Genomic DNA, 20,101 nt, shown 5'->3' on the forward strand with positions numbered 1-20,101 from the left:
GTTGAGGAAGGCCGTCAATTTTGCTTGCTTCCTTAACGTAGACGGGCTCTATGTGAAGAAAGGCCTTCGTTTTTTCATGCTTCCTTAACATAGACGCCCTCTATGTGAAGGAACACTGTCAATTTTCCACGCTTTCTTAACGTAGACGAGCTCAATCTGAAGGAAGAACCCAAAGTATGTAAAATGCCCCGGAAACGGACCCGCCCCAAAATGGAAGGCAGCCTCCTCTAAATTTTTTAAAAATACAAAATATCTCCCTGGAAAGCTACTGAAAACGACTGTTCTAATATTGGAAAATTTTCCCCCGCCTTGTAAAATGGAAAAAGGGGTTGAAATTGAATGAAATATGAAAATAGTTCGGACTTGATCATGCGATGAAAAAAAACAATGATATTATACGAGTGTTAAAGCATTTCCCCGACTATAGAAAGTTATTGGCAACGACTACCGTTACAGGATTAACAACATGGGGTTCCTTTATTTCAATGCTCGTCCTTTTAGGGAAAATAACGGATAATGGATTGCAGTTAGGGACGCTGTGGGCTGTAAGCGGTTTAGTGCCGATTGCGATGAGTTTTCTATTAGGCGGGCTTATTGATAGAATGGATACCAAGAAAATCATTGTAGTATCTGAACTGCTGAAATCGCCGCTATATGCCCTTTTTATACTTGTGCCCGTGTTCGACGGTTGGGCAGCTTGGATTTTTTTCTTTGTGATCAGGTTTTTTATCGGCGTTCTCTCATCTTTGACTACCGTTGCGAGACAAACCATTATTCCGGAAATCATGAAAGAAGAAGACTTGATCATTGCGAATTCATTGAACTTTTCTTTGACCAGTTTGATTCGCTTAATCGGTGCAGCTTCCGGCGGGGTTTTGGTAACATTGCTCAATCTAAATGTCTTCTGGATCTTAACATCTTTATCTTTTATTTACGCCGGCATCACCATGTGGACATTGAATTTAAAAAATTCCCAAATAAAGCCAAAGGAAAGAAACTTTCTCAGCGAACTAAAGATTGGCTTATCCGTGGTAAAAAAGCAAATTTACATCAGATATGTATTGCTTTTTGCCTTAACAGGGGGCTTAATTGTCGGGTCTTTTAACCTGATGATTCAACAAATGGTAAACCATATTTATCATGTTCCCCCTATCGGCATTAGCATGTTATACGTTGGAGAAGGTTTGACTTCTGTCATTTTGGGTCTTTGGATTGCCAATAATAAAATTTTTTTCAAAAATATTCACCGGTATGGCTATAGTTATATCTTAATGGGATTAAGCTGGGCTGTGTTTGGGCTTTCCAATAATTTGTTTGAAGGCACTTTCATTATGGTCTTACATGCTTTTGTCGGCGGATTCATTGTCCCGTTCGAACGGCATGTGATGCAAACACATGTTGAAAGCAATCTTAGAGGGAGAGTTTTTGGGCTTTGGAATACTTGCAGCATGGTCTCCATGCAATTTGGCGCTTTTCTGACAGGGGTTATCATTCAGTATCTTGGATTGAGGTCTGTAACGCCACTTGCTGCTTTACTGGAGATCGTGCTCGGGGTTGTGTTTTTCTTTCGATTTAGAGGAAAAAAATTAGCATTTACGAATCAAGAAAGCTTCACTTCTTCATCCTAAACACCAGCCGGAAAAATAACGGAACGGCCCGGCTATAAAACTGGTGTGATGCACGAATGATGCTCAGTAAGTCCCATTAACGACAACCGGCAAAAAACTGCCGGGTGAAAAAGGGGCAAAAGCAGTGATTATAACTTGCCGGAGGAGAGTGAAAAAGGGGAGAGGAAGCGGAGTAGTTAACATGTTTAATTTCAATCCCGGTTTTTAAAAGGCGAAACATTTCCCCGAAAAGGATTCGACCCCGGATGGATGAAAAAGGGGAGGTATCAGGAAACGGGACAGTTATCATGTTCCGATTTTTAAAAGGCGAAAATTTTCACGGGAAGGATTCGATTCCGGATGGATGAAAAAGGGATACATCAGGAAGCGGAGCAGTTATCATGTTTAATCTCAATTCTGATTTTAAAAATGCGAAACATCTCCCTGATAAGGATCCGGCCCTGAAATTTTTTACCGTGATTGTAAATATATTGGTATTTTGTGCGGTACCCTGTAAAATGGAAGAAAGAAAGGAGTTGCAAATATGAAATATAAGAATACTTGGGATCTGGATGCCGTTATTCCGGGCGGCACAAAATCGCCGGAATTGCAGGAAAAACTGCGCGGGCTGAAAGAAGAAATCGGGCAATACAAAAGCCGACTCGACGGATGGGCATTTTCGAAAGACCCGTCTCCGGAGCCGTTTAAAGCCATCCTGAAAAAACAGGAAGAGATCGAAAAAGGGCTCAGCCAGTCTGCGACATTTGTGCAAATGTGGCATGATGCCTATATGGATGATGACTATGCAAATGTCGTGATGGGCCAAATCATGGATTTGTACAGCGAGATGCAAAAGCTCGGGACCACTTTTCAGAAAAAACTGGTGGCCATTTCGGACGAAGACTGGAAAAAGTTTTTACAGGACAAGGAATTGAGCGAAGTCTCCTTTGCCCTCAATGAAACGCGCGATGAAGGAAAACGGCTCTTGTCGGAAGAAGAGGAAAAGCTGATTGCCGATCTCAACCAGGACGGGCTGGCCGGCTGGAGCAGATTGTATGACACAGCTGTTTCCGTTATGACAATCCCGTTTACGGACAAAGAAGGCAAGACGGTATCCTTATCCGTCGGCCAGGCGATGAACCGGATGTATGCCGACCCGGATCCGGAAGTGCGCAAACAGCTGTTCGAAAACTGGGAAGCGGCATGGGAAAAATATGCGCCGGTTTTTGCCGATACGCTCAACCACCTGGACGGGTACCGGATTACGCTGCAAAAAGCCCATGGCAGGAAGTCTTTTCTCGAAGAGCCGCTTGAATACAACCGGATGTCTGAAGACACGCTTCATGCGATGTGGAAAGCCGTTTCTGAAAACAAGCAGCCGTTTGTCGACTTTCTCAACCAAAAAGCAAAAATTTTCGGGATGGAAAAACTCGGCTGGCAGGATGTTGATGCGCCGGTTGCACTCGGCGATATGAAACCGGCCCGATTTACATATGATGAAGCGTGCGATTTTGTCATCCAACATTTTGCTTCTTTCGGGCCGAAACTGTCTGCATTTGCGAAACACGCCCTTGAAAACCGCTGGGTAGAGGCGGAAGACCGGCCGAATAAACGCCCGGGCGGCTATTGTACCAGTCTGCCGGAGTTTGAAGAGTCGCGGATTTTTATGACATTTACCGGCTCCACAAATGATGCAAGCACGTTGGCGCACGAACTCGGCCACGCATTTCACAGCCATGTCATGCGCGATTTGCCGCGTTTGAACCGCGAATACGCGATGAACGTGGCCGAAACTGCGAGCACCTTTGCAGAAACGATCATCGGCAATGCGACTGTTGCCAATGCAAAGTCAAAGGAAGAAAAGGTTTCTTTATTAAATGCAAAGCTTGAAAATGCAACGGCTATGTTTTTAAACATCCATGCCCGATTCCTGTTTGAAAAAAGTTTTTACGAAGAGCGTTCAAAAGGCATTGTGTCCGAACAAAGGCTCAATGAACTGATGGAAAAGGCGCAAAAAGAAGCGTATGCTGACAGCTTGTCCGGCTATCACCCGCATTTCTGGTGCAGCAAGCTTCACTTCTTTATTGACGATGTGCCGTTCTACAATTTTCCATACACATTCGGTTATTTATTCAGCCTTGGCATTTACGCCGAATTTTTGAAGAATCCAGATGGCTTTGAAGACAAATATATTGCCCTTTTGCGCGATACCGGCCGGATGAAGGTGGAAGATCTTGCCAAAAAACATCTTGGCGTTGATCTGACAAAACCGGACTTCTGGGCAGCCGGCATTAACCTTATGGCAGAAGATGCCCGCGAATTTATCCGGCTTTCGGACGAATTGCTCGGCAAGTAAAGGCGCACGCCAAAAAAGCCGCACAGTTGGCAAAACTGTGCGGCTTTTCAATACGGGGCATGATGAATGTATTCAAAAATGCGGAGAGGATTTTTAAATATACAAATGAAAAGCGGAAGAACACAAAAATATTTTTGCTGCCGCCGCACGGGAATTGACGTGTGCCAAAAAGATATCGGCTATTTCAGTAAAACCGGGAGACATGATACAGAAATCAACCGGATTCTCAGCACCATTATAAAATAAAAAGCATCCGTCTGCGGCCGGGGAAAAAACATGTTTTTTCTAAAATCAGATGGGTACGATAAAAAAGAGGGAGGTGTTAACCATGGCTGTAATAATCGGTGTAGAAGAGGCTTTGACAAATGTCCAGGAAGCGCTGCGCGATAAAGGATATGAAGTGAAAACCATTAAGAACGAACAAGATGTACAAGGTTGTGACTGCTGTGTTGTAACCGGCAGCGAGATGAACGCAATGGGGATCAATGACACGATGACAAAGGCGCCTGTCATTGATGCAAAAGGCATGTCTGCTGAAGATATTGTAAAAGAAGTGGCGAGCAGAATGTAAAAGGCCGGGATACCCCCGGCCTTTTACATTTGCAAAAAGCGCCCATTTCCCGGCACTTTTTATTTTTTATTGTTTTGCGATCCGCCCGTCACATTGTTGACTGCATTTGAAGTTGCATCCACAGCGTTCATCGCCACATCTTCTGTCGTTTCCAGCCCTTTATGGACAGCATGAAAAGCGGCACCTGCCGTATTTTTTACATCTTCCGCAATATTATTTTTGTTTTGCTGGCTGTTGTTCTTTTGGTTGTTATTCTTCTGGTTTCCCACAAAATCACCTCCTCGTACAGCCAATAGCATATGTATCCGGGAAAGTTTTATACGGCCGCCTGCCCAAATGATGGTTCTGCAACGGAACTGGAGAAACATAACGGGACGAAAAAAGCGCCAAGAACATAGCTGCTATTTGACATTTTGTATGATCCAAGAAGAGGCAAGAAGCGTGCAGGGCCTTCCCCCATTTTCCATGAAACGCCTTTTCATTCGTTGACGAAATATTTCATGTCTTGGTAAAATAGTAAAAGATAACGCTTACAAAATACATCACGCAGATGGGGAGGAACTCGAGTGAAGACGGTCACAGAAGGGGCATTATTATGGCAGCCGTCAAGGGAGCGGATTGAAAAAGCAGGGGTTACCCGTTACCGTAAATGGTTGGAAAAAGAATACGGTTTAACATTTCAGCACCACCAGGATCTTTGGAAATGGTCCGTGGATCAGCTGGAACCGTTTTGGAAAAGCATTTGGGAATACTGTGGTGTCATATCCCATACGCCGTATGAACAAGTCTTGAAATCGAGGACAATGCCTGGCGCCGAATGGTTCACCGGGTCTACGCTCAACTACGCCGAGCACGTTTTCCGAAACAGCAGAAAGCATAAGCCTGCGCTCATTTTCCAATCGGAAACCGTCCGCCAAAGGGAAGTCAGCTGGCAGGAACTGAAGGAAAAAACAGCAAAGACGGCGCAGTACCTGAAAAAACTTGGCGTCCAAAAAGGAGACCGGGTGGTGGCATATATGCCAAGTATGCCGGAAACGGTGATCGCTTTCCTAGCATGTGCCTCCATTGGCGCGGTCTGGTCATCGTGTTCCCCGGACTTTGGCAATGAGAGCGTCATTGAGCGGTTTAAACAAATCGAACCGGCTGTTTTATTTGCTGTTGACGGCTATTCCTATAACGGCAGGATTTTTGACAAACGAAAAAACATCACGGAACTGCAGTCGTCACTTCCAACATTAAAGAAAACCATCGTGGTGCCTTATATGGATTTTGGAGAGATAAAACCGGACAGCAGCACGGTCTCCTTTAAGGAAGTGCTGAAAGAAGAAGCTAAACTCGCGTTTGAACCTGTACCGTTTGATCACCCGCTGTGGATTTTATTTTCATCCGGCACAACCGGCCTGCCGAAACCGATCGTCCAGGGACAGGGCGGCATCCTTTTGGAACACTTGAAAATTTTAAAAGTCGAACAAGGGGTGGAGCCGGATGATGTGTATTTTTGGTTCACCACAACCGGCTGGATGATGTGGAATCTTTTAATCGGCAACCTGCTGGCCGGGGCGACGGTCGTCCTGTACGATGGCAGCTCGGCATATCCGGATATGGATGCATTATGGGATTTGGCGGAAAAAACCGGCATGACCCACTTCGGCACAAGTGCGGGGTACATTAGTGGATGCATGAAATCCGGCGTCAAGCCGAAGGAAAAACATGATTTATCCCGTCTGAAAGCAATTTTGTCAACGGGATCCCCGCTTACGGCAGAAGGTTTCATTTGGTGTTACGAAAATGTCAAAGCGGATTTATGGGTGGTTTCGACAAGCGGGGGGACGGACCTTTGCACCGCATTTGTCGGCGGGTCGCTTGTTTTGCCGGTTTATGCCGGCGAAATCCAGACGCGCGGGCTGGGCGCAAATATTCAGGCATTTGACGAGGAAGGCAAGCCGGTTGTGAATGAAGTCGGGGAACTGGCGATTTGTGATCCGATGCCGTCAATGCCGCTGTATTTTTGGGGGGATGAAGGCAACAAACGTTACTTCGAAAGTTATTTTGATGTCTATCCGGGGGTATGGCGGCACGGGGACTGGATCAAGATTGATGAAAAAGGCAGCTGTGTCATTTATGGCCGCTCCGATTCCACAATTAACCGCCAGGGCGTCCGCATGGGCACGAGCGAAATTTACCGGGCGGTCGAAGGCATTGATGAAATTATCGAGAGCCTTGTCATCGACCTTGAACATCTCGGCAGGCAATCGTTCATGCCGCTATTTGTCGTCCTGAAGCAGGGCCGGCATATGGATGAGACATTGAAAAACCGCATCAAAACCGAAATCCGGGCGAAAGTTTCGCCACGCTTTGTCCCGGATGAAATTTATGAAGTTGAACAAATTCCAAAAACATTGAGCGGGAAGAAACTGGAAGTCCCGATCCGTAAAATATTGCTCGGCTTCCCGGTCGATAAAGTCGTGAACAGGGGCTCAATGGCCAATCCGGAAGCACTCGACTTCTTTATTGAACTCGCCCAAACGCTAAACGGCCGGGAAAAGTGAACATAGTAAAAAACCTGGATGCCTGATGAAGCAGGCATCCAGGTTTTTTAAAGAAAAATGTGTGGCGAACTTTCTCCTTCTATTCCGTTACACTATATGCTGAAGCACAATGCCGCCATAGATGAATGCCGCGCAAATAACAAGGGCAGGGTGAACTTTCCGGATATTCATGGCCCAGAAAGCGACGGCGGCGATGCCAAGTGACTGCCAGATGCCGATTTGGCTGAAAGAACTTTTCGCCATCTGCCACGTCAGCACCACCATCATAATGGTGATGACCGGCTGCACAAGCAGGGACATCCCTTTCACAACAGGAGACTGGCGGTATTTGTGCAATACTTTCAGCAACACAATCAATGCAACGGCAGACGGCAATATCGTTCCGGCAAGAGCCGCTAACAGTCCTGTCCACCCGCCCGCTCCATAGCCGACGAATGCGGCAATTTTTGTCGCAATCGGGCCTGGGAGTGCATTGCCGAGTGCCAGCATATTGGAAAATTCGCTGTCGTTCAGCCATCCGTAATGCGTCACAATTTCATGGTACATCAATGGAATGGAGGAAGGCCCCCCGCCGTAGCCAAGGATATTTGCAATGAAAAAACCGAGCATCAATTGGAACCAGATCATCCCGCTTCATCCTTTTTCTTCTTTTTTTCATCTCTCCTCCATTTTGCAACGAGTCGAAAGTGGATGCTTCCGTACGCAAGAAAAATCAGAATGACAATAGCCGGATGGAGATGGATCGTTTCAAGCAGGAGAAAGGAAATAACAAACATCGCGATTCCGAAAACCTTCCCAAGGCCCTTGACCGTTTTTTCCCCGAAATCGTAAGCCATCTGGCCAAGCATAACGGCAACAACCGGCATGACCCCTGCGATCATTCCGGCCACAATCTTTGAATGGCTTAATACCGATACAAGCGACAGCAACGCAATCATGGCGATGCTGCTCGGAAGAATATGGAATAAAATGGCGAACACGGCGCCGGTTGTCTTTTTCAACTTGTAACCGAGGTAAGCGGCCATTTTTGTTGCAATCGGGCCCGGGAGCGCGTTTGCGATTGCCAATGTTTCCCCGAATTCGTCGTCATCCAGCCATTTGTACCTTGTCACCGCCTCATACCGGAAAAGCGGCATGACAGACGGGCCGCCGCCATAGCCGAGAATGCCGGTCCGCAGCATCGCCATGGCAAGCTGGGCATAAGCATTTTGCTGTTTTTCCATAGTGCAACCCCCTTACAGTTTCATTCCTATTCGGCTTTTATAACGTTTGAGTAAAATCTGGCAATCGACGCTCATAATGCCAGGCAACGGATATAACCGTTCTTTAAGAAACAGTTCCATTTCCTCGTTGTCTTTAAATAAGCCGTGCATATGAAGTTTGCTGGGGCCTGACATATGATAAAGGCTTGAAACCGCCGGATCTTTGGCCAATATTTCGGCCACTTCCTGTAAATGTTTCGGTTCTACTTCAACATTAAAAAAAGCGGACTGGTGAAGGCCGATTTTTTCAGGGTTCACGACAGCGGTAAAACATTCAATCACACCATTTTCAACGAGGGAATGGACGCGTGATTGAACAGCCACACGGGAAAGTTTGATTTCTTTTGCCAAATCTGTAAACGAAACTCTGCCATTTCCGTTTAAAAGCTGAATGATTTGGCGGTCAATTTCATCCAGCTGAACGGCAGCACCATCATATTGCCTGGGCATAGACTCCTCTCCTTTATTTCAAAATGTAAGCAAATTCTAATCTGTAAGTATCTATATATATTAATATACTGAAAAAGCGAACGAAATACAATCAATTTTGCAAAATAAGTGACAGAACGTAAAAAAGTAGTTTTGAAATTTTTACAAATTTCCATTGGTTGCGATTACAAATAAGGCTTTTCTTTCTAAACGAAATAGAATGGGGTGCGTTCCCTTCTTTTTGAAGGAAAAAAGACGGAAACATCGCGTGAGCAGAAAAAGTGAAATATTGACAAAATTTTTCATGTTATGTTTAATAACATCATAAGAAATAAAAAGAAACATAACGAAATCTATGTAAGAAAACATTACAATACTAAAGAAAAAGGGGAGGCAGTTCATTTGAAAAAGAGGCATCCTGTTGTTTACGTTGTGTTATTTGCTTTAGGCTGGGCTTTTATGTATGCGGATCGGAATATATTGTCGCCGGTGATGGGAGTTATTCAGGATGATTGGGGTTTATCTAAAAGTGAACTGGGTTTAATGTCAACCATATTTTTTCTGGCTTATGCTGCCATGCAGATCCCTGCAGGATTTTTAGCAGACCGTATCGGCAGGGTAAAAGTATTGGTTTCAGGCTATATTCTGTTTGGTGTCGGGACCATAATGAGCGGAATGGCACCGGGGCTGCTTGCTTTTCTAATGATTAGATTTGTCACCGGCCTGGGCGAAGGCACCTACTATGGGCCCCAGTACGCGATTTCATCCGTTGCCATTTCTCAAAAATACCGGGGAATCTCTTCGGCATTGATAAACAGTGGGATGGCTGTTGGGATATCGCTCGGATTTATTGCTTCCAGCTACTTTACGTTTACACTAAAAAAAGATTGGCAGTTTTCCTTTTATGTATTCGGTATTTTGACGGTGCTCGTCGCCATCCTGATGGGGCTGTTGATTAAAGATCCTCATCGCCGTTCCAGGATCAAACCAACGGGAACAGGTGTCACGGAACCCGAAAATGTAAGGGAACTGTTTAGCAAAAATCATCTCATCACGTATGTACTCATTTTCTGTTCATTGTATGGATTTTTCAGTATGATGACCTGGCTTCCTTATTATTTGCAAACAGAACGGGGGGTTCCGGGATCACAGACAGGTGTGATCGCTTCTTTGGTTCCCTGGTCCTCGATTCCGGGTGCGCTGTTTTTCGGATACTTGTCGGACAAAATCAAAAACAAGAAAATAATGGTTTTCACACTGGCAGTCTTAGGGACGATTTGCCAATTTATTGTTCCGTATTCCGACAGTTTTTCTTTCATGATTGCCGGATTGGTTGTTTACGGATTAATTGGAAAGCTGGCGCTTGATCCGGTTTTAATTTCTTTTATCGCAGATCATACTTCATCTGCTATGTATGCAAGGGTTTTTGGAATTTTTAATTTTGCAGGTATGTTATCCTCTATTTTCGCGCCATATATAACAGGCTATTTAGCTGAAGTCACAGGAAACATGGAAATTGGTTTCTATCTGTCAGGGATATTATTGCTATTTGGCGGCTTTCTTTTCTTATTTTCTGATGGACAACCTTTTAAAGCAGCGGTTAAAAAGCAAAGGCGAACACAACGATATGAAGCCAAATTTGTTCCAGGGAGGGAAAATCCATGAAATTAAACGACCCGAAAATCGGTACAAAAACAATGATTGTCAGCCCCCACTACCTTGCCTCGGCCGCAGGTGCAAGAATCCTGGAAAAAGGAGGAAATGCCTTTGATGCAGCCGTCGCTGTTAGTGCATGCCTGGCTGTTGTTTATCCGCATATGACAGGGTTGGGCGGGGATTCCTTTTGGCTCACATGGCACCATTCCGATCGCGTGATCCGGGCATATAATGGAAGCGGCCGATCAGGCTATTGTGTCACACGGGAAAATTATGCAAATGAGGACAAGATTCCTTTAAGAGGCGCCAGAAGTGCCATTACTGTTCCCGGAATGGCAGACAGTTGGGACGCCATTTTAAAAGAATACGGCAAGTTTACCCTCAAGGAAGTGCTGGAGCCGGCAATTGAATATGCATGGAACGGTTTTCCGCTGTCCCCTGACCAGTACAAAAATACAGTGATGGCCCGTGCCATTTTAATGAAAACAAAACGCACTTCCGACATCTATCTTCCCAATGGAAAAGTGCCGCAAATCGGGCAGAAATTTGTTCAAAAAGAGTTGGGCCGCACACTTATGAAAATAGCAGAAAAAGGGAGAGATGTTTTTTATAAAGGGCCGATTGCAAAAGAGATTGTTGCGGCAATGAAAGCGGACGGCGGCTACTTGCTGGTTGACGATTTCGCTGACCATTATGGAAACTGGACCGATCCGATTTTTACCCACTATCATGATTACCAAATTTATCAAGCTCCGCCAAATTCTCAAGGGTTTTCAGCGTTAATGGCACTCAATATATTGGAAAATTTTGATTTCACGTTGATCGAACATGGATCTTATGAATATTACCATATTTTAATCGAAACATTGAAAAAAGTATTTCAAGATCGGAATGAAGTTTTGACGGACCCGGAATTTTCCCCTGTTCCGCTGGAAAAATTACTCAGCAAAACATATGCAGCAAAGCTTGCAGAAGAAATCAATTGGGATCGTGCGATGGAATATAACGCGGAACCGTTAGGGAGGGACACAGCCTACGCAGCAGTAGTGGATGATGAAGGGAATGCGGTTTCTTTTATTCAAAGCCTCTATTTCGAATTCGGTTCAGCATTTGTAGCGGGTTCAACCGGTATTTTAATGCAAAACAGAGGGTCGTTTTTCTCTTTGGATGCAGGCCATGTGAATACTTTGGAACCACATAAGCGCACTTTCCATACATTAATGCCTGCGATGGCGTTTTTGGATGGGAAACCAAGCATTTTATATGGCACACAGGGAGGGGAAGGCCAGCCGCAGACCCAAACGGCCCTGATCACAAGAGTTGTTCACTATGGCATGAACCCTCAGCAGGCCGTATCTGCACCACGATGGGTTTGGGGGAGGACGTGGGGAGAACCAACGGAAGAATTAAAAGTTGAAGAAAGAGTGGGCAGTGAGGTATGCAATGCGCTTTCAAAAGCCGGGCATGTTGTCCGAAAAGTTTCTGCATATGATGGCGTAATGGGGCATGCCCATATGATCCAAATTAACGAACACGGCTTTAGAATCGGCGGAACAGACCCGCGCTGTGATGGGGCTGCCATTGGCTGGTAGTATATGGTTTCTGCCTTGACTTCGATACCGGTGCCACAATAAAACAAGGAGAAGTGCTAAAATATGGAAGATAAATGGAATGCTTTTATTGACCCGGACGTGACTGTATGGCCAAAAAGAAATGGCTTATTGGATGGCTATACTTTTGCTGTTAAAGACGTTTTTGCTGTAAAAGGCCACAGAAATGCTGCCGGAAATCCCGATTGGTATGACTTCCACCCTGAAGCCGGGGAAAATGCCCCTGTCATTGAATGGCTCTTAAATGAAGGCGCACGGCTAACTGGTATGACACATACAGACGAATTAATGTACAGCCTGAATGGAGAAAATTTTCACTACGGGACACCCGTCAATCCTGTTCTGAAAGATCGTATTCCTGGAGGATCATCCAGCGGCTCCGCAGTCGCTGCAGCAGCCGGGTGTACAGATTTTGCGATTGGGACAGACACAGGCGGGTCTGTTCGGATTCCTTCCGCTTATTGCGGGATCTTTGGTTTCCGCCCCTCTCATGGAGTGATCAAAATGGAAGGCGTTATTCCGCTGGCGCCCTCGTTTGATACAATCGGCTGGATGTCCAAGGATCCCGGTATTTTGTATAAGGTCGGGCAGGTGCTCTTCAAGCCCGAAAAGGACATCCGTCCGCAATTTGAGTCTATATTTTTTGCGGAGGATGCGTGGGAGCTGGCAGGGGAAGAGACGCGAAAGCTACTTGAAAGTAAATGGCACCACTTGCTAAAAAACCGTAAACAACATGTTGTCAGAACGGCCATTGCAGATCAGGCGCTAAAGTCGTGGAGCCATACTTTCCGCCTGCTGCAAGGAAGAGAAGTTTGGAAAACACATGGTGCTTGGATTGAAAAGGCCCGCCCAAAATTCGGCCCGGATATTGCCGAAAGATTCAAATGGGCGTCTACGATCGTGGAAGACAGCCATTGGGAAAAAGCAAATCAACTTCGACTGAATATTCGAGATAAACTAAGGGGATTACTGGGTTCTTCAGGACTTCTTGTACTGCCGACAACCCCCGGCCCGGCGCCCGCAACCGGAAGATCCATGGAAGAGATAGAAAAAACGCGGGAACATACAATGCAACTCAGCTGTATAGCGGGATTGGCCGGCCTGCCGCAACTTACAATCCCTTTTCTCACCGCAACAGGAGAACCCATCGGCCTGTCGGTAGTTGCTGGATACAGACAAGATTTAAAACTTTTGGCTTGGGTAGAAGAGCTGATGTTATCAGCGGCTTGATTCTTGCAAAACGTGGATATTAGGCTGCAGCCGTTAAGGCCGGGGAAAGCAGTGTTCCCCGGCCAATTAATTTGAAATATAATCAAGACTTGCATTCATGGAAATTTTATGACATTATAAGCATATTATAAATTTCGGTCTGCTAAACAAAAAATCTTTGGCCGAACGTTCATACAGGGATTCCTCGATAAAAAACAGAAAAAAACCAGGCACAAATAAGCTATTTTAATGGCGGTGAGCACCAAAATCAACGCCATTTCCAGAAATCGCTTCCCCAGACAAAAAATGCCCACAGATGTGGGGGAGAAGCTGATTTTTAGTGTTATGTGCAGTTTTTTTTACATAAAATGATGGATATTGCATATCAAGGGTTTATCAATTGGATTAAAAATGGGGGCAATTGGTAAAGGTGAGATCACTTTTTTCCAAAAATCATTCGGTTTTTTTCTTATGGACGGGTCAGGGGATTTTCAGTATAGGATCGATCGTATACTCTATGGCACTTTCATGGTACGTTATAAATGAAACAAAGTCACCATTTGTTATGGGAACTGTTTTGTTAGTTGGGTTATTACCGAGAATTGTATTTTCAATTATTTCCGGAGTGTTTGGAGACAGAATATCCAAAAAGAAATTCATTTTATCAATAGACCTGCTTAGATTTATCATAAGATTTGTTTGGGGAGTTTCTTTATTCTATCATGCTTTCAATATCGTAGAAGTTTATATTTATACTTTTGTTTTGTCTCTAATTGATGCGGTATTCAATCCTATTTATAACGCCATCCTGCCCGAGGTCGCGAATACTGATGATTTATCCCGACTGGTCTCGATTAACTAAATGGTATTTAAAATTGCTTCCATCTTAGCGCCAACGTTTGCTGGCATAGCCATCATAAAATTGCAATTCAACCAATTTATCATCCTAAATAGCATTACTTTTTTAATTGCGGCGCTGTTTACTTTGTCTATAAAATATGAGAACAAAAATCAAACGATACAAAAAAAGGCCAGCCCATTTGATCATTTGAAAAGCGGATTGAAATATTTTTGGGGAAATAAGATTGTTTTTTGGTCGGTTGTTTTGATTTCTTTCGCAAATATTGCAGTAGGTAGTTATAACGTTAACCTCGTTAATATGATCCAAAATGACTTGAATTTAAGCGCAAATGTATACGGCGTAGTTCTTACTTTTTATTCAGTAGGATCTTTTTTAATCAATTTATATTGAGCGTTTATAAAATAAAAAAGTTCCGAGGTTATATTTATTTAACGAGTTTGTGTGTAGCAGGGCTGCTTTATACAACCGTATTTTTTGTTAAAACCCTTTTGCTTTATATTATCTTCTTTTTAGTAGGGAGTTTGTTTACTATTACAAGTTATATATCAACATTGATTTTGTATGAACTCTCATTGGAAGAATATAGAAGCATGGTACTCGGAATTGCAAGCATATCCACATTTTTATCACCTGTTGGATTTTTAGTATGGGGAGTAGTGGGGGATGTTATGAAGTCTTCATCGGCAATAGGTTTAGCAGGCTGTATCATTATGCTGATTGCGCTTTTCGGTTTTACAACTTCCATAAAAGAATATTGAAAAATACGGCGGACAAAAGAGTGAGTGTGCTTTTTTAAGAGCGTGGCAGGAAGCAGGTTTTAAAATCCGCCCTCTATGTAAAGGAAGGCCTTCAATTTTGCATGTTTTCTTAACATAGACGCGCCCTATGTAAAGGAAGGCCGTCAATTTCCCGCGCTTTCTTAACGTAGACGCCCCCTATGTGAAGGAAGACCATCATTTTCCCATGCTTCCTTAACGTATACGGGTTCTATGTGAAGGAAGGTCGTCATTTTTGCACGCTTTCTTAACGTAGGCGCCCACTAAGTTAAGGAAGGCCTTCAATTTTGCATGCTTTCTTCACATAGAACTTGCAGAATAAGCAAAATGCCTAAATCTGCAAAATTACTGACAAAATGGGTACAAACTCAGAATCGGATCCGTTCAGCAAGCCTCAGGTATGAATAATATTTGGGCAACAACTCGCCTTTTCATTCACAATTTGAAAAAATAAGAAAACCCCAGAACCGTTGCGGCTCAGGGGTTCTAAGGATGATTCCGACTGGTCTCGAACCAGCGACCTCCACCCTGTCAAGGTGGCGCTCTCCCAGCTGAGCTACGGAATCATATTCATCTCTGTCGGACAATATTTAGTATATAAGGAACGGGGTGCCTTGTCAATCAGTTTTTTTAAAAAAAGAATAGAAATCCTATCTCGAAAAAATGGGATTCTCCTTCATGCCGCGCACGGTCATCCTTTTTTACGGGACATCGCCCTGTAGCTGGTCGGGGTGGTTTGGTAATACCTTTTGAACACTTTACTGAAATAACTGATCTCCCGAAAACCCAGGCTGTGCGCAATATAAGAAACCGGCAAGTCATCGTTGGCAAGCATGTCTTTTGCCAGATTCATTTTTTGACGGTTGACAAAAGAAACAAAAGTTTCGCCGGTTTCCTTTTTGAAAAGTTTGCTGAAATAGTATGGGCTTAAATACACATGGCCGGCGACTTCTTCCAAAGTGACAGGCTGGTGAATGTGTTTCTGTATATATTGAAGGGCTTGCTTTATTTCTTTTTTGGAGCTGGCATGTTTTTTCACTTGAGCGGTTGATTCCTTCGCCGGTTTTGCTTCTTCATTTAAAACGGAAGACAAATAGTATTCTGACAAAGTACCCAGCACTTCGGCAGAAGCAGATAATTTTTCTAAAGAAAAAACCGGAAGTTTGCTATAGGCGGCCGCAAAATCACGGTGGGAAGACAGATCAAGCGGTTGTTGCTGCAAAAAATCTTTCACTTGAGTTTCATCGTCTTCCAGGCGCACCTGACCGCCAATGATAAAACCATAAAGCGTGTTTTCCCGGCTTTTTACCGGTACCGCAAAATCCGCGAGGCCAGCATGGCACCTGTACATGCAGGGTTGCCCGTTTTTCATTGTTTCAAAACCGCCGAATTTCGCACATGTTTGGCAGTGTTTCCGGAGATGCGGAACTTGCCGGATGATTTGACAGACAGGCGGGAATTGATCATCATCAGAAATTTCTTTTCCGTCAATATCCACATAAACCGCTGTGAGCCCGGTCGCAGAAGAAAACATTTCCATTACTTTTTCAATTTGTTGTTTGTTTTCCATTTCACAAAGCCCCCGTTTTCAAAAAGCAATCGTTAAAGCGATTACAAAATCTTGTTCAAAGCTGAACAAAAAAATACAAATGAATCTTTTACCATGCAAAAAGGCGGGAAAGCGCAAACATTGATTTCTAACCTCATTATAAATGAAAGCGCAACAAAAAAATATCATTTTCTCTATTTTTAGCTGAATTTGACGCCGGAATAGGCAAATTTGTTACAAAGCGTTTCTTTATACTTGTATTATAAGGAAATGCATATAGTTATTTGTGAAAGAGATCACATAAAATGTTGCGGATAAGATTGTTATCTTTCGGAGGGATATAAAATGAAAAAAATAATGGCCATTAATGCAGGCAGTTCTTCATTAAAATTTAAAGTTTTCAATATGCCGGATGAAAGTATTTTAATTGGAGGGGTGTTTGAACGAATCGGATTCGATGCCCCTGAAGTTTCATATAAAATCAACGGTTTCCGCCAAAAAGAAAAACCGCCGATTCACGATCACCGTGACGCTGCGGATTATTTGATTGAAATTCTTTTAAAGAACCATATTGTCGATGATTTAAATGAAATTTCAGCTGTCGGACATCGGATCACACATGGGGGTTCAGACTTTTCGGATTCTGCCGTACTCGACCGTACAGTGATTCAAAAAATTGAAAATTTATGCGAATTGGCGCCTTTGCATAATCCGGCTGGGTTACTCGGAATCAGGACTTTTATGAAAAGGCTTCCTAAAGCATGTGCTGTAGCCGTGTTCGATACCTCTTTCCATCAAACACTTGCACCTGAAACATATTTGTATCCGGTGCCTTTGAAATTATACAACCAATATCATATCCGGAAATACGGCTTCCATGGAACCAATCATCAGTATGTTGCCAGTGAAGCGGCCCTGCTTCTTGAAAAACCATTGAAAGATTTGAAAATCATTTCCTGCCATTTAGGGAACGGTTCCAGCATTTGCGCAATTCAAGGCGGAAAGTCTGTCAATACTTCAATGGGCTTTACCCCGCTGGCCGGATTGATGATGGGAACGCGTTCCGGCACGGTTGATCCTTCCATCATTCCATTTATCATGAAAAAAACAGGGCACACCATTGATGAAATGATGGATATGTTCAATAAAGAGTCCGGCTTGCTCGGCATTTCCGAGATTTCAAATGATTTCCGCGACGTGGAGCTGGCAGCAAAAGCCCATAATGAGCAGGCGGAATTGGCAATCAAAATGTTTGTGAATCGTGTGACAGAATGTGTCGGCGGTTATGTTGCATTGATGGGCGGTGTGGATGCCATTGTGTTCACGGCAGGGATCGGGGAACATTCTGCCTCCGTCCGGCAAGCAGTGGTGTCCAATTTAGCCTATCTTGGGGCAAAATTGGATTTCCAGTCAAACGAAGAAAACGGGCCGTATATTCATACCCCTGATTCAAAAGTGTCTTTACTGGTCATTCCGGCAAACGAAGAATTGATGATTGCACGGGATACCTGGCGCTTAAGTGAAGGGCAAGCCGCGCGTTTGTCCGAAAAACAAACAGTGAGGGTCTGAAAAAGCGGCAATTTAAAAAAGGACGATGCGGTAAAACGATCGGCGCATCGTCCTTTTTTGCTGGAAAACAAACGGGACTTGCCCGGCTATCCCCAAACTTCCCCGGCAATCTTTACCACGTGTGATAGTTTTGCCCATTGTTCTTCCTCAGTAAGCAGATTGCCTTCTTCTGTGGAAGCGAAACCGCATTGCGGACTGAGGCAAAGCTGTTCAAGCGGGACATACTTGGAGGCTTCGTCAATTCTGCGCTTCACATCGTCCGCATTTTCGAGCTCGCCGAATTTGGAAGTGACAAGGCCGAGCACAATTTGCAGGTCTTTCCTTTGTACATGGCGCAAGGGTTCGAATCCGCCGGCGCGGTCGCTGTCATATTCCAGGAAAAAGCCGTCAATATTGAGGCCGTTAAATAGCGTTTCGGCGACCGGTTCATAGCCGCCGGAAGCAATCCATGTCGAACGGAAATTGCCCCGGCAAATGTGTATCGTAACTGTCAAATCATCGGGCCGTCCGCTGACTGCTTCATTTATGGTGCGGGCATAAAGTTTTTCCAGATGGCCCGGATTCACCCCGCGGGCTTTCAACTGTTCTTTTTGTTCATCGGAGCAAAGGTATGCCCATGCTGTATCATCGAGCTGCAAATAGCGGCAGCCGGCATCGTAAAAAGCGGCAATCGCTTTTTTATAAGCTTTTCCAAGATCGTGGAAAAACAAATCTTCATCCGCCTGGTAACGCCCGTATGCAATCTTGCCTCGGAAATGCAGCATGCTCGGGCTTGGAATGGTCATTTTGGGCAAATGGTCCCCGGCAACGCTATGTAAAAATTTATAATCGTCAATCATCGGATGACCGGAAAAATCCAGATCCCCGATGATCCGGATGGAATGCGATTTCGTCTGCTTTTCTTTAAACTGGATGCCGCCCCCGGATTCGTATCCTTCCACACCAGTAAGATTTTCGAGAAAATCAAAATGCCAGTAAGCCCGGCGGAATTCCCCGTCCGTTACAGACTGCAGGCCGATTTCTTTCTGCTTTGCCACAATCCTTTTGATTTCCTCATTTTCTAATTCACGCAGCGCTTCTTTTGTGATTTCGCCTGATTCTTGCCAGCGGCGGGCTTGTTTCAACTTTTCCGGCCTGAGCAGACTCCCGACATGATCGGCGCGGAATGGGGGTGTTGTCTTTTTAGCCAATTGCATCTTCTCCTTTTCTTGTAAATATTTAGAATGATAGCAAAAAAAGGAAGAAAAGTAAACCGCTTTTTGGCAAATGAATGTGCCAAGTGATGTACTGCAAGCAAAAGATCAAAAACAAAAACGGGCCAGGAGCCGACCAAAATGTCTTTTTACACCGGCTCAAAAAGACAAAACCGTCGCAGCTTTCCACTGAACTGTCTTTTACAACAGCTCAAAAAGACAAAATGATGGTGGCAGGACAAATTCGAATGACGCCTGAAGAACTCAAGGCAAAGGCACAGCGCTACGACAATGCCGGGCAGCAAATTGAACAATTGTTGAGGGACCTTACCAATCTGCAAAATGAATTACGTGGGGAATGGGAGGGCCGTGCGTTCCAGGGCTTCGATGACCAGTTCAACCAGCTGAAGCCGAAAGTACAAAATTTTGCCCAGCTCATGCATGACATTAATACGCAGCTGAACAAAACGGCGGATGCAGTTGCGCAGCATGATGAAGAATTGTCCCGGAACTTCGGGCTTCAATAACACATCTGCAGTCTTTTTCCACAAAGAGCCACGCGACAGCCGTTGTGTGGCTTTTTCTCTATTGAAAATGCAAGACGGAAGCTATCTATCTTGAAAGACGCGCTTGTTCATTTTTATTCCTTTGATGGTGCTGCATTCATGCCGGCATGGGCAATGAACCTGAAATATGCACCTATTATAAATGAACTTAAGCTCAGCTGGGAGAGCGCCACCTTGACAGGGGGGAGGTAGCTGGGTCGAGACCAGTGGGAATCATCCTTGAAACCCTTAGTTTTTACATTGAGACAAGGTCATCCATTTGTAAGATGATTCCTTTTTGCAGCCGGCAACAAAGTAGCAATGGTTCATTCATTTTATAGTTTTGAAAGAAAAATTC

Annotated in this window: 17 protein-coding genes and 1 tRNA gene; 11 read left to right on the plus strand and 7 right to left on the minus strand. The window is 44.4% G+C overall.

All coding sequences use genetic code 11. From position 1 onward, the window contains the following. Nucleotides 1-401: 401 nt before the first annotated feature. The 3 genes from NST70_RS05055 (at nt 402) to NST70_RS05065 (ending at nt 4,534) form a co-directional block, all read left to right on the plus strand. On the plus strand, nt 402-1,628 hold the full coding sequence (locus NST70_RS05055; RefSeq protein WP_342475893.1) for an MFS transporter: 1,227 nt from the start codon (nt 402-404) through the stop codon (nt 1,626-1,628). A gap of 523 nt (nt 1,629-2,151) precedes the next feature. Next, nucleotides 2,152-3,963, plus strand: coding sequence for a M3 family oligoendopeptidase (locus NST70_RS05060; RefSeq protein WP_342475895.1), 1,812 nt, complete (start codon nt 2,152-2,154; stop codon nt 3,961-3,963). A 328-nt stretch (nt 3,964-4,291) separates the two neighbouring features. Further along, nucleotides 4,292-4,534, plus strand: coding sequence for a YkuS family protein (locus tag NST70_RS05065; RefSeq protein WP_014095682.1), 243 nt, complete (start codon nt 4,292-4,294; stop codon nt 4,532-4,534). Between the two features lie 59 nt (nt 4,535-4,593). On the opposite strand, the gene NST70_RS05070 is transcribed toward NST70_RS05065, so the two are convergent. After that, complete coding sequence (locus tag NST70_RS05070; protein ID WP_019721868.1) at nt 4,594-4,803, minus strand: hypothetical protein; 210 nt, start codon at nt 4,801-4,803, stop codon at nt 4,594-4,596. 297 nt (nt 4,804-5,100) lie between these two features. Between NST70_RS05070 and NST70_RS05075 the strand changes: the two genes are divergently transcribed. After that, on the plus strand, nt 5,101-7,083 hold the full coding sequence (locus tag NST70_RS05075) for an acetoacetate--CoA ligase (protein WP_342475897.1): 1,983 nt from the start codon (nt 5,101-5,103) through the stop codon (nt 7,081-7,083). An 87-nt stretch (nt 7,084-7,170) separates the two neighbouring features. Here the strand turns inward: NST70_RS05075 and NST70_RS05080 are convergent, their stop codons facing one another. Genes NST70_RS05080 through NST70_RS05090 form a run of 3 tightly spaced genes read right to left on the minus strand, consistent with a single transcriptional unit; the run spans nt 7,171 to nt 8,795 of the window. Continuing rightward, entirely contained in the window at nt 7,171-7,710 is a 540-nt protein-coding gene (locus NST70_RS05080) for a chromate transporter (RefSeq protein WP_061575090.1), read from the minus strand. After that, entirely contained in the window at nt 7,707-8,306 is a 600-nt protein-coding gene (locus NST70_RS05085) for a chromate transporter (protein WP_110133887.1), read from the minus strand. Before NST70_RS05085 ends, NST70_RS05080 begins: the two co-directional genes overlap by 4 nt. A gap of 12 nt (nt 8,307-8,318) precedes the next feature. Beyond that, nucleotides 8,319-8,795: an Lrp/AsnC family transcriptional regulator gene (locus NST70_RS05090; RefSeq protein ID WP_110133888.1), complete on the minus strand. Its 477-nt coding sequence runs from the start codon at nt 8,793-8,795 to the stop codon at nt 8,319-8,321. A gap of 288 nt (nt 8,796-9,083) precedes the next feature. On the opposite strand from NST70_RS05090, the gene NST70_RS05095 reads away from it, so the two are divergent. The 5 genes from NST70_RS05095 to NST70_RS05115 all read left to right on the plus strand — a co-directional run bounded on the left by NST70_RS05095 (nt 9,084) and on the right by NST70_RS05115 (nt 14,869). Further along, nucleotides 9,084-10,439: an MFS transporter gene (locus NST70_RS05095; RefSeq protein ID WP_026104646.1), complete on the plus strand. Its 1,356-nt coding sequence runs from the start codon at nt 9,084-9,086 to the stop codon at nt 10,437-10,439. After that, nucleotides 10,436-12,022, plus strand: a complete 1,587-nt coding sequence (ggt, locus tag NST70_RS05100; protein ID WP_017551747.1) for a gamma-glutamyltransferase — start codon at nt 10,436-10,438, stop codon at nt 12,020-12,022. Before NST70_RS05095 ends, ggt begins: the two co-directional genes overlap by 4 nt. Before the next feature lie 63 nt (nt 12,023-12,085). After that, nucleotides 12,086-13,270: an amidase gene (locus NST70_RS05105; RefSeq protein WP_061086652.1), complete on the plus strand. Its 1,185-nt coding sequence runs from the start codon at nt 12,086-12,088 to the stop codon at nt 13,268-13,270. An 841-nt stretch (nt 13,271-14,111) separates the two neighbouring features. Then, nucleotides 14,112-14,501, plus strand: a complete 390-nt coding sequence (locus tag NST70_RS05110; RefSeq protein WP_110133889.1) for a hypothetical protein — start codon at nt 14,112-14,114, stop codon at nt 14,499-14,501. A gap of 131 nt (nt 14,502-14,632) precedes the next feature. Further along, nucleotides 14,633-14,869 (plus strand): hypothetical protein, encoded by a 237-nt coding sequence (locus NST70_RS05115; RefSeq protein ID WP_342475902.1) that lies wholly within the window; start codon nt 14,633-14,635, stop codon nt 14,867-14,869. Nucleotides 14,870-15,380: 511 nt separating this feature from the next. Here the strand turns inward: NST70_RS05115 and NST70_RS05120 are convergent. Beyond that, nucleotides 15,381-15,453 (minus strand) — tRNA-Val (locus NST70_RS05120). Between the two features lie 125 nt (nt 15,454-15,578). After that, a complete protein-coding gene (locus tag NST70_RS05125) occupies nt 15,579-16,457 on the minus strand; it encodes a PocR ligand-binding domain-containing protein (protein WP_110133890.1) in 879 nt (292 codons plus the stop codon). 324 nt (nt 16,458-16,781) lie between these two features. On the opposite strand from NST70_RS05125, the gene NST70_RS05130 reads away from it, so the two are divergent. Beyond that, complete coding sequence (locus NST70_RS05130) at nt 16,782-18,005, plus strand: acetate kinase (protein WP_035181988.1); 1,224 nt, start codon at nt 16,782-16,784, stop codon at nt 18,003-18,005. A gap of 86 nt (nt 18,006-18,091) precedes the next feature. Here the strand turns inward: NST70_RS05130 and NST70_RS05135 are convergent, their stop codons facing one another. Next, complete coding sequence (locus tag NST70_RS05135; RefSeq protein ID WP_061577276.1) at nt 18,092-19,201, minus strand: 5-methyltetrahydropteroyltriglutamate--homocysteine S-methyltransferase; 1,110 nt, start codon at nt 19,199-19,201, stop codon at nt 18,092-18,094. 227 nt (nt 19,202-19,428) lie between these two features. Here NST70_RS05135 and NST70_RS05140 point away from each other — a divergent pair, with 227 nt between their 5' ends. Beyond that, entirely contained in the window at nt 19,429-19,725 is a 297-nt protein-coding gene (locus NST70_RS05140) for a WXG100 family type VII secretion target (protein WP_061577277.1), read from the plus strand. The last annotated feature ends 376 nt before the right edge of the window (nt 19,726-20,101 follow it).

The organism is Weizmannia sp. FSL K6-0777, from assembly GCF_038593185.1.
In the GTDB taxonomy this organism is placed as follows: Bacteria; Bacillota; Bacilli; order Bacillales; family Bacillaceae_C; genus Weizmannia; species Weizmannia faecalis.

Excerpts from the sequence above, each read along its gene's own strand:
- NST70_RS05110 (WP_110133889.1), top strand. The coding sequence starts at position 14,112 with ATGGTATTTAAAATTGCTTCCATCTTAGCGCCAACGTTTGCTGGCATA.
- NST70_RS05135 (WP_061577276.1), bottom strand. The coding sequence starts at position 19,201 with ATGCAATTGGCTAAAAAGACAACACCCCCATTCCGCGCCGATCATGTC.
- NST70_RS05060 (WP_342475895.1), top strand. The coding sequence starts at position 2,152 with ATGAAATATAAGAATACTTGGGATCTGGATGCCGTTATTCCGGGCGGC.
- NST70_RS05105 (WP_061086652.1), top strand. The coding sequence starts at position 12,086 with ATGGAAGATAAATGGAATGCTTTTATTGACCCGGACGTGACTGTATGG.
- NST70_RS05095 (WP_026104646.1), top strand. The coding sequence starts at position 9,084 with ATGTTTAATAACATCATAAGAAATAAAAAGAAACATAACGAAATCTAT.
- NST70_RS05065 (WP_014095682.1), top strand. The coding sequence starts at position 4,292 with ATGGCTGTAATAATCGGTGTAGAAGAGGCTTTGACAAATGTCCAGGAA.
- NST70_RS05125 (WP_110133890.1), bottom strand. The coding sequence starts at position 16,457 with ATGGAAAACAAACAACAAATTGAAAAAGTAATGGAAATGTTTTCTTCT.
- ggt (WP_017551747.1), top strand. The coding sequence starts at position 10,436 with ATGAAATTAAACGACCCGAAAATCGGTACAAAAACAATGATTGTCAGC.
- NST70_RS05085 (WP_110133887.1), bottom strand. The coding sequence starts at position 8,306 with ATGGAAAAACAGCAAAATGCTTATGCCCAGCTTGCCATGGCGATGCTG.
- NST70_RS05080 (WP_061575090.1), bottom strand. The coding sequence starts at position 7,710 with ATGATCTGGTTCCAATTGATGCTCGGTTTTTTCATTGCAAATATCCTT.
- NST70_RS05090 (WP_110133888.1), bottom strand. The coding sequence starts at position 8,795 with ATGCCCAGGCAATATGATGGTGCTGCCGTTCAGCTGGATGAAATTGAC.
- NST70_RS05130 (WP_035181988.1), top strand. The coding sequence starts at position 16,782 with ATGAAAAAAATAATGGCCATTAATGCAGGCAGTTCTTCATTAAAATTT.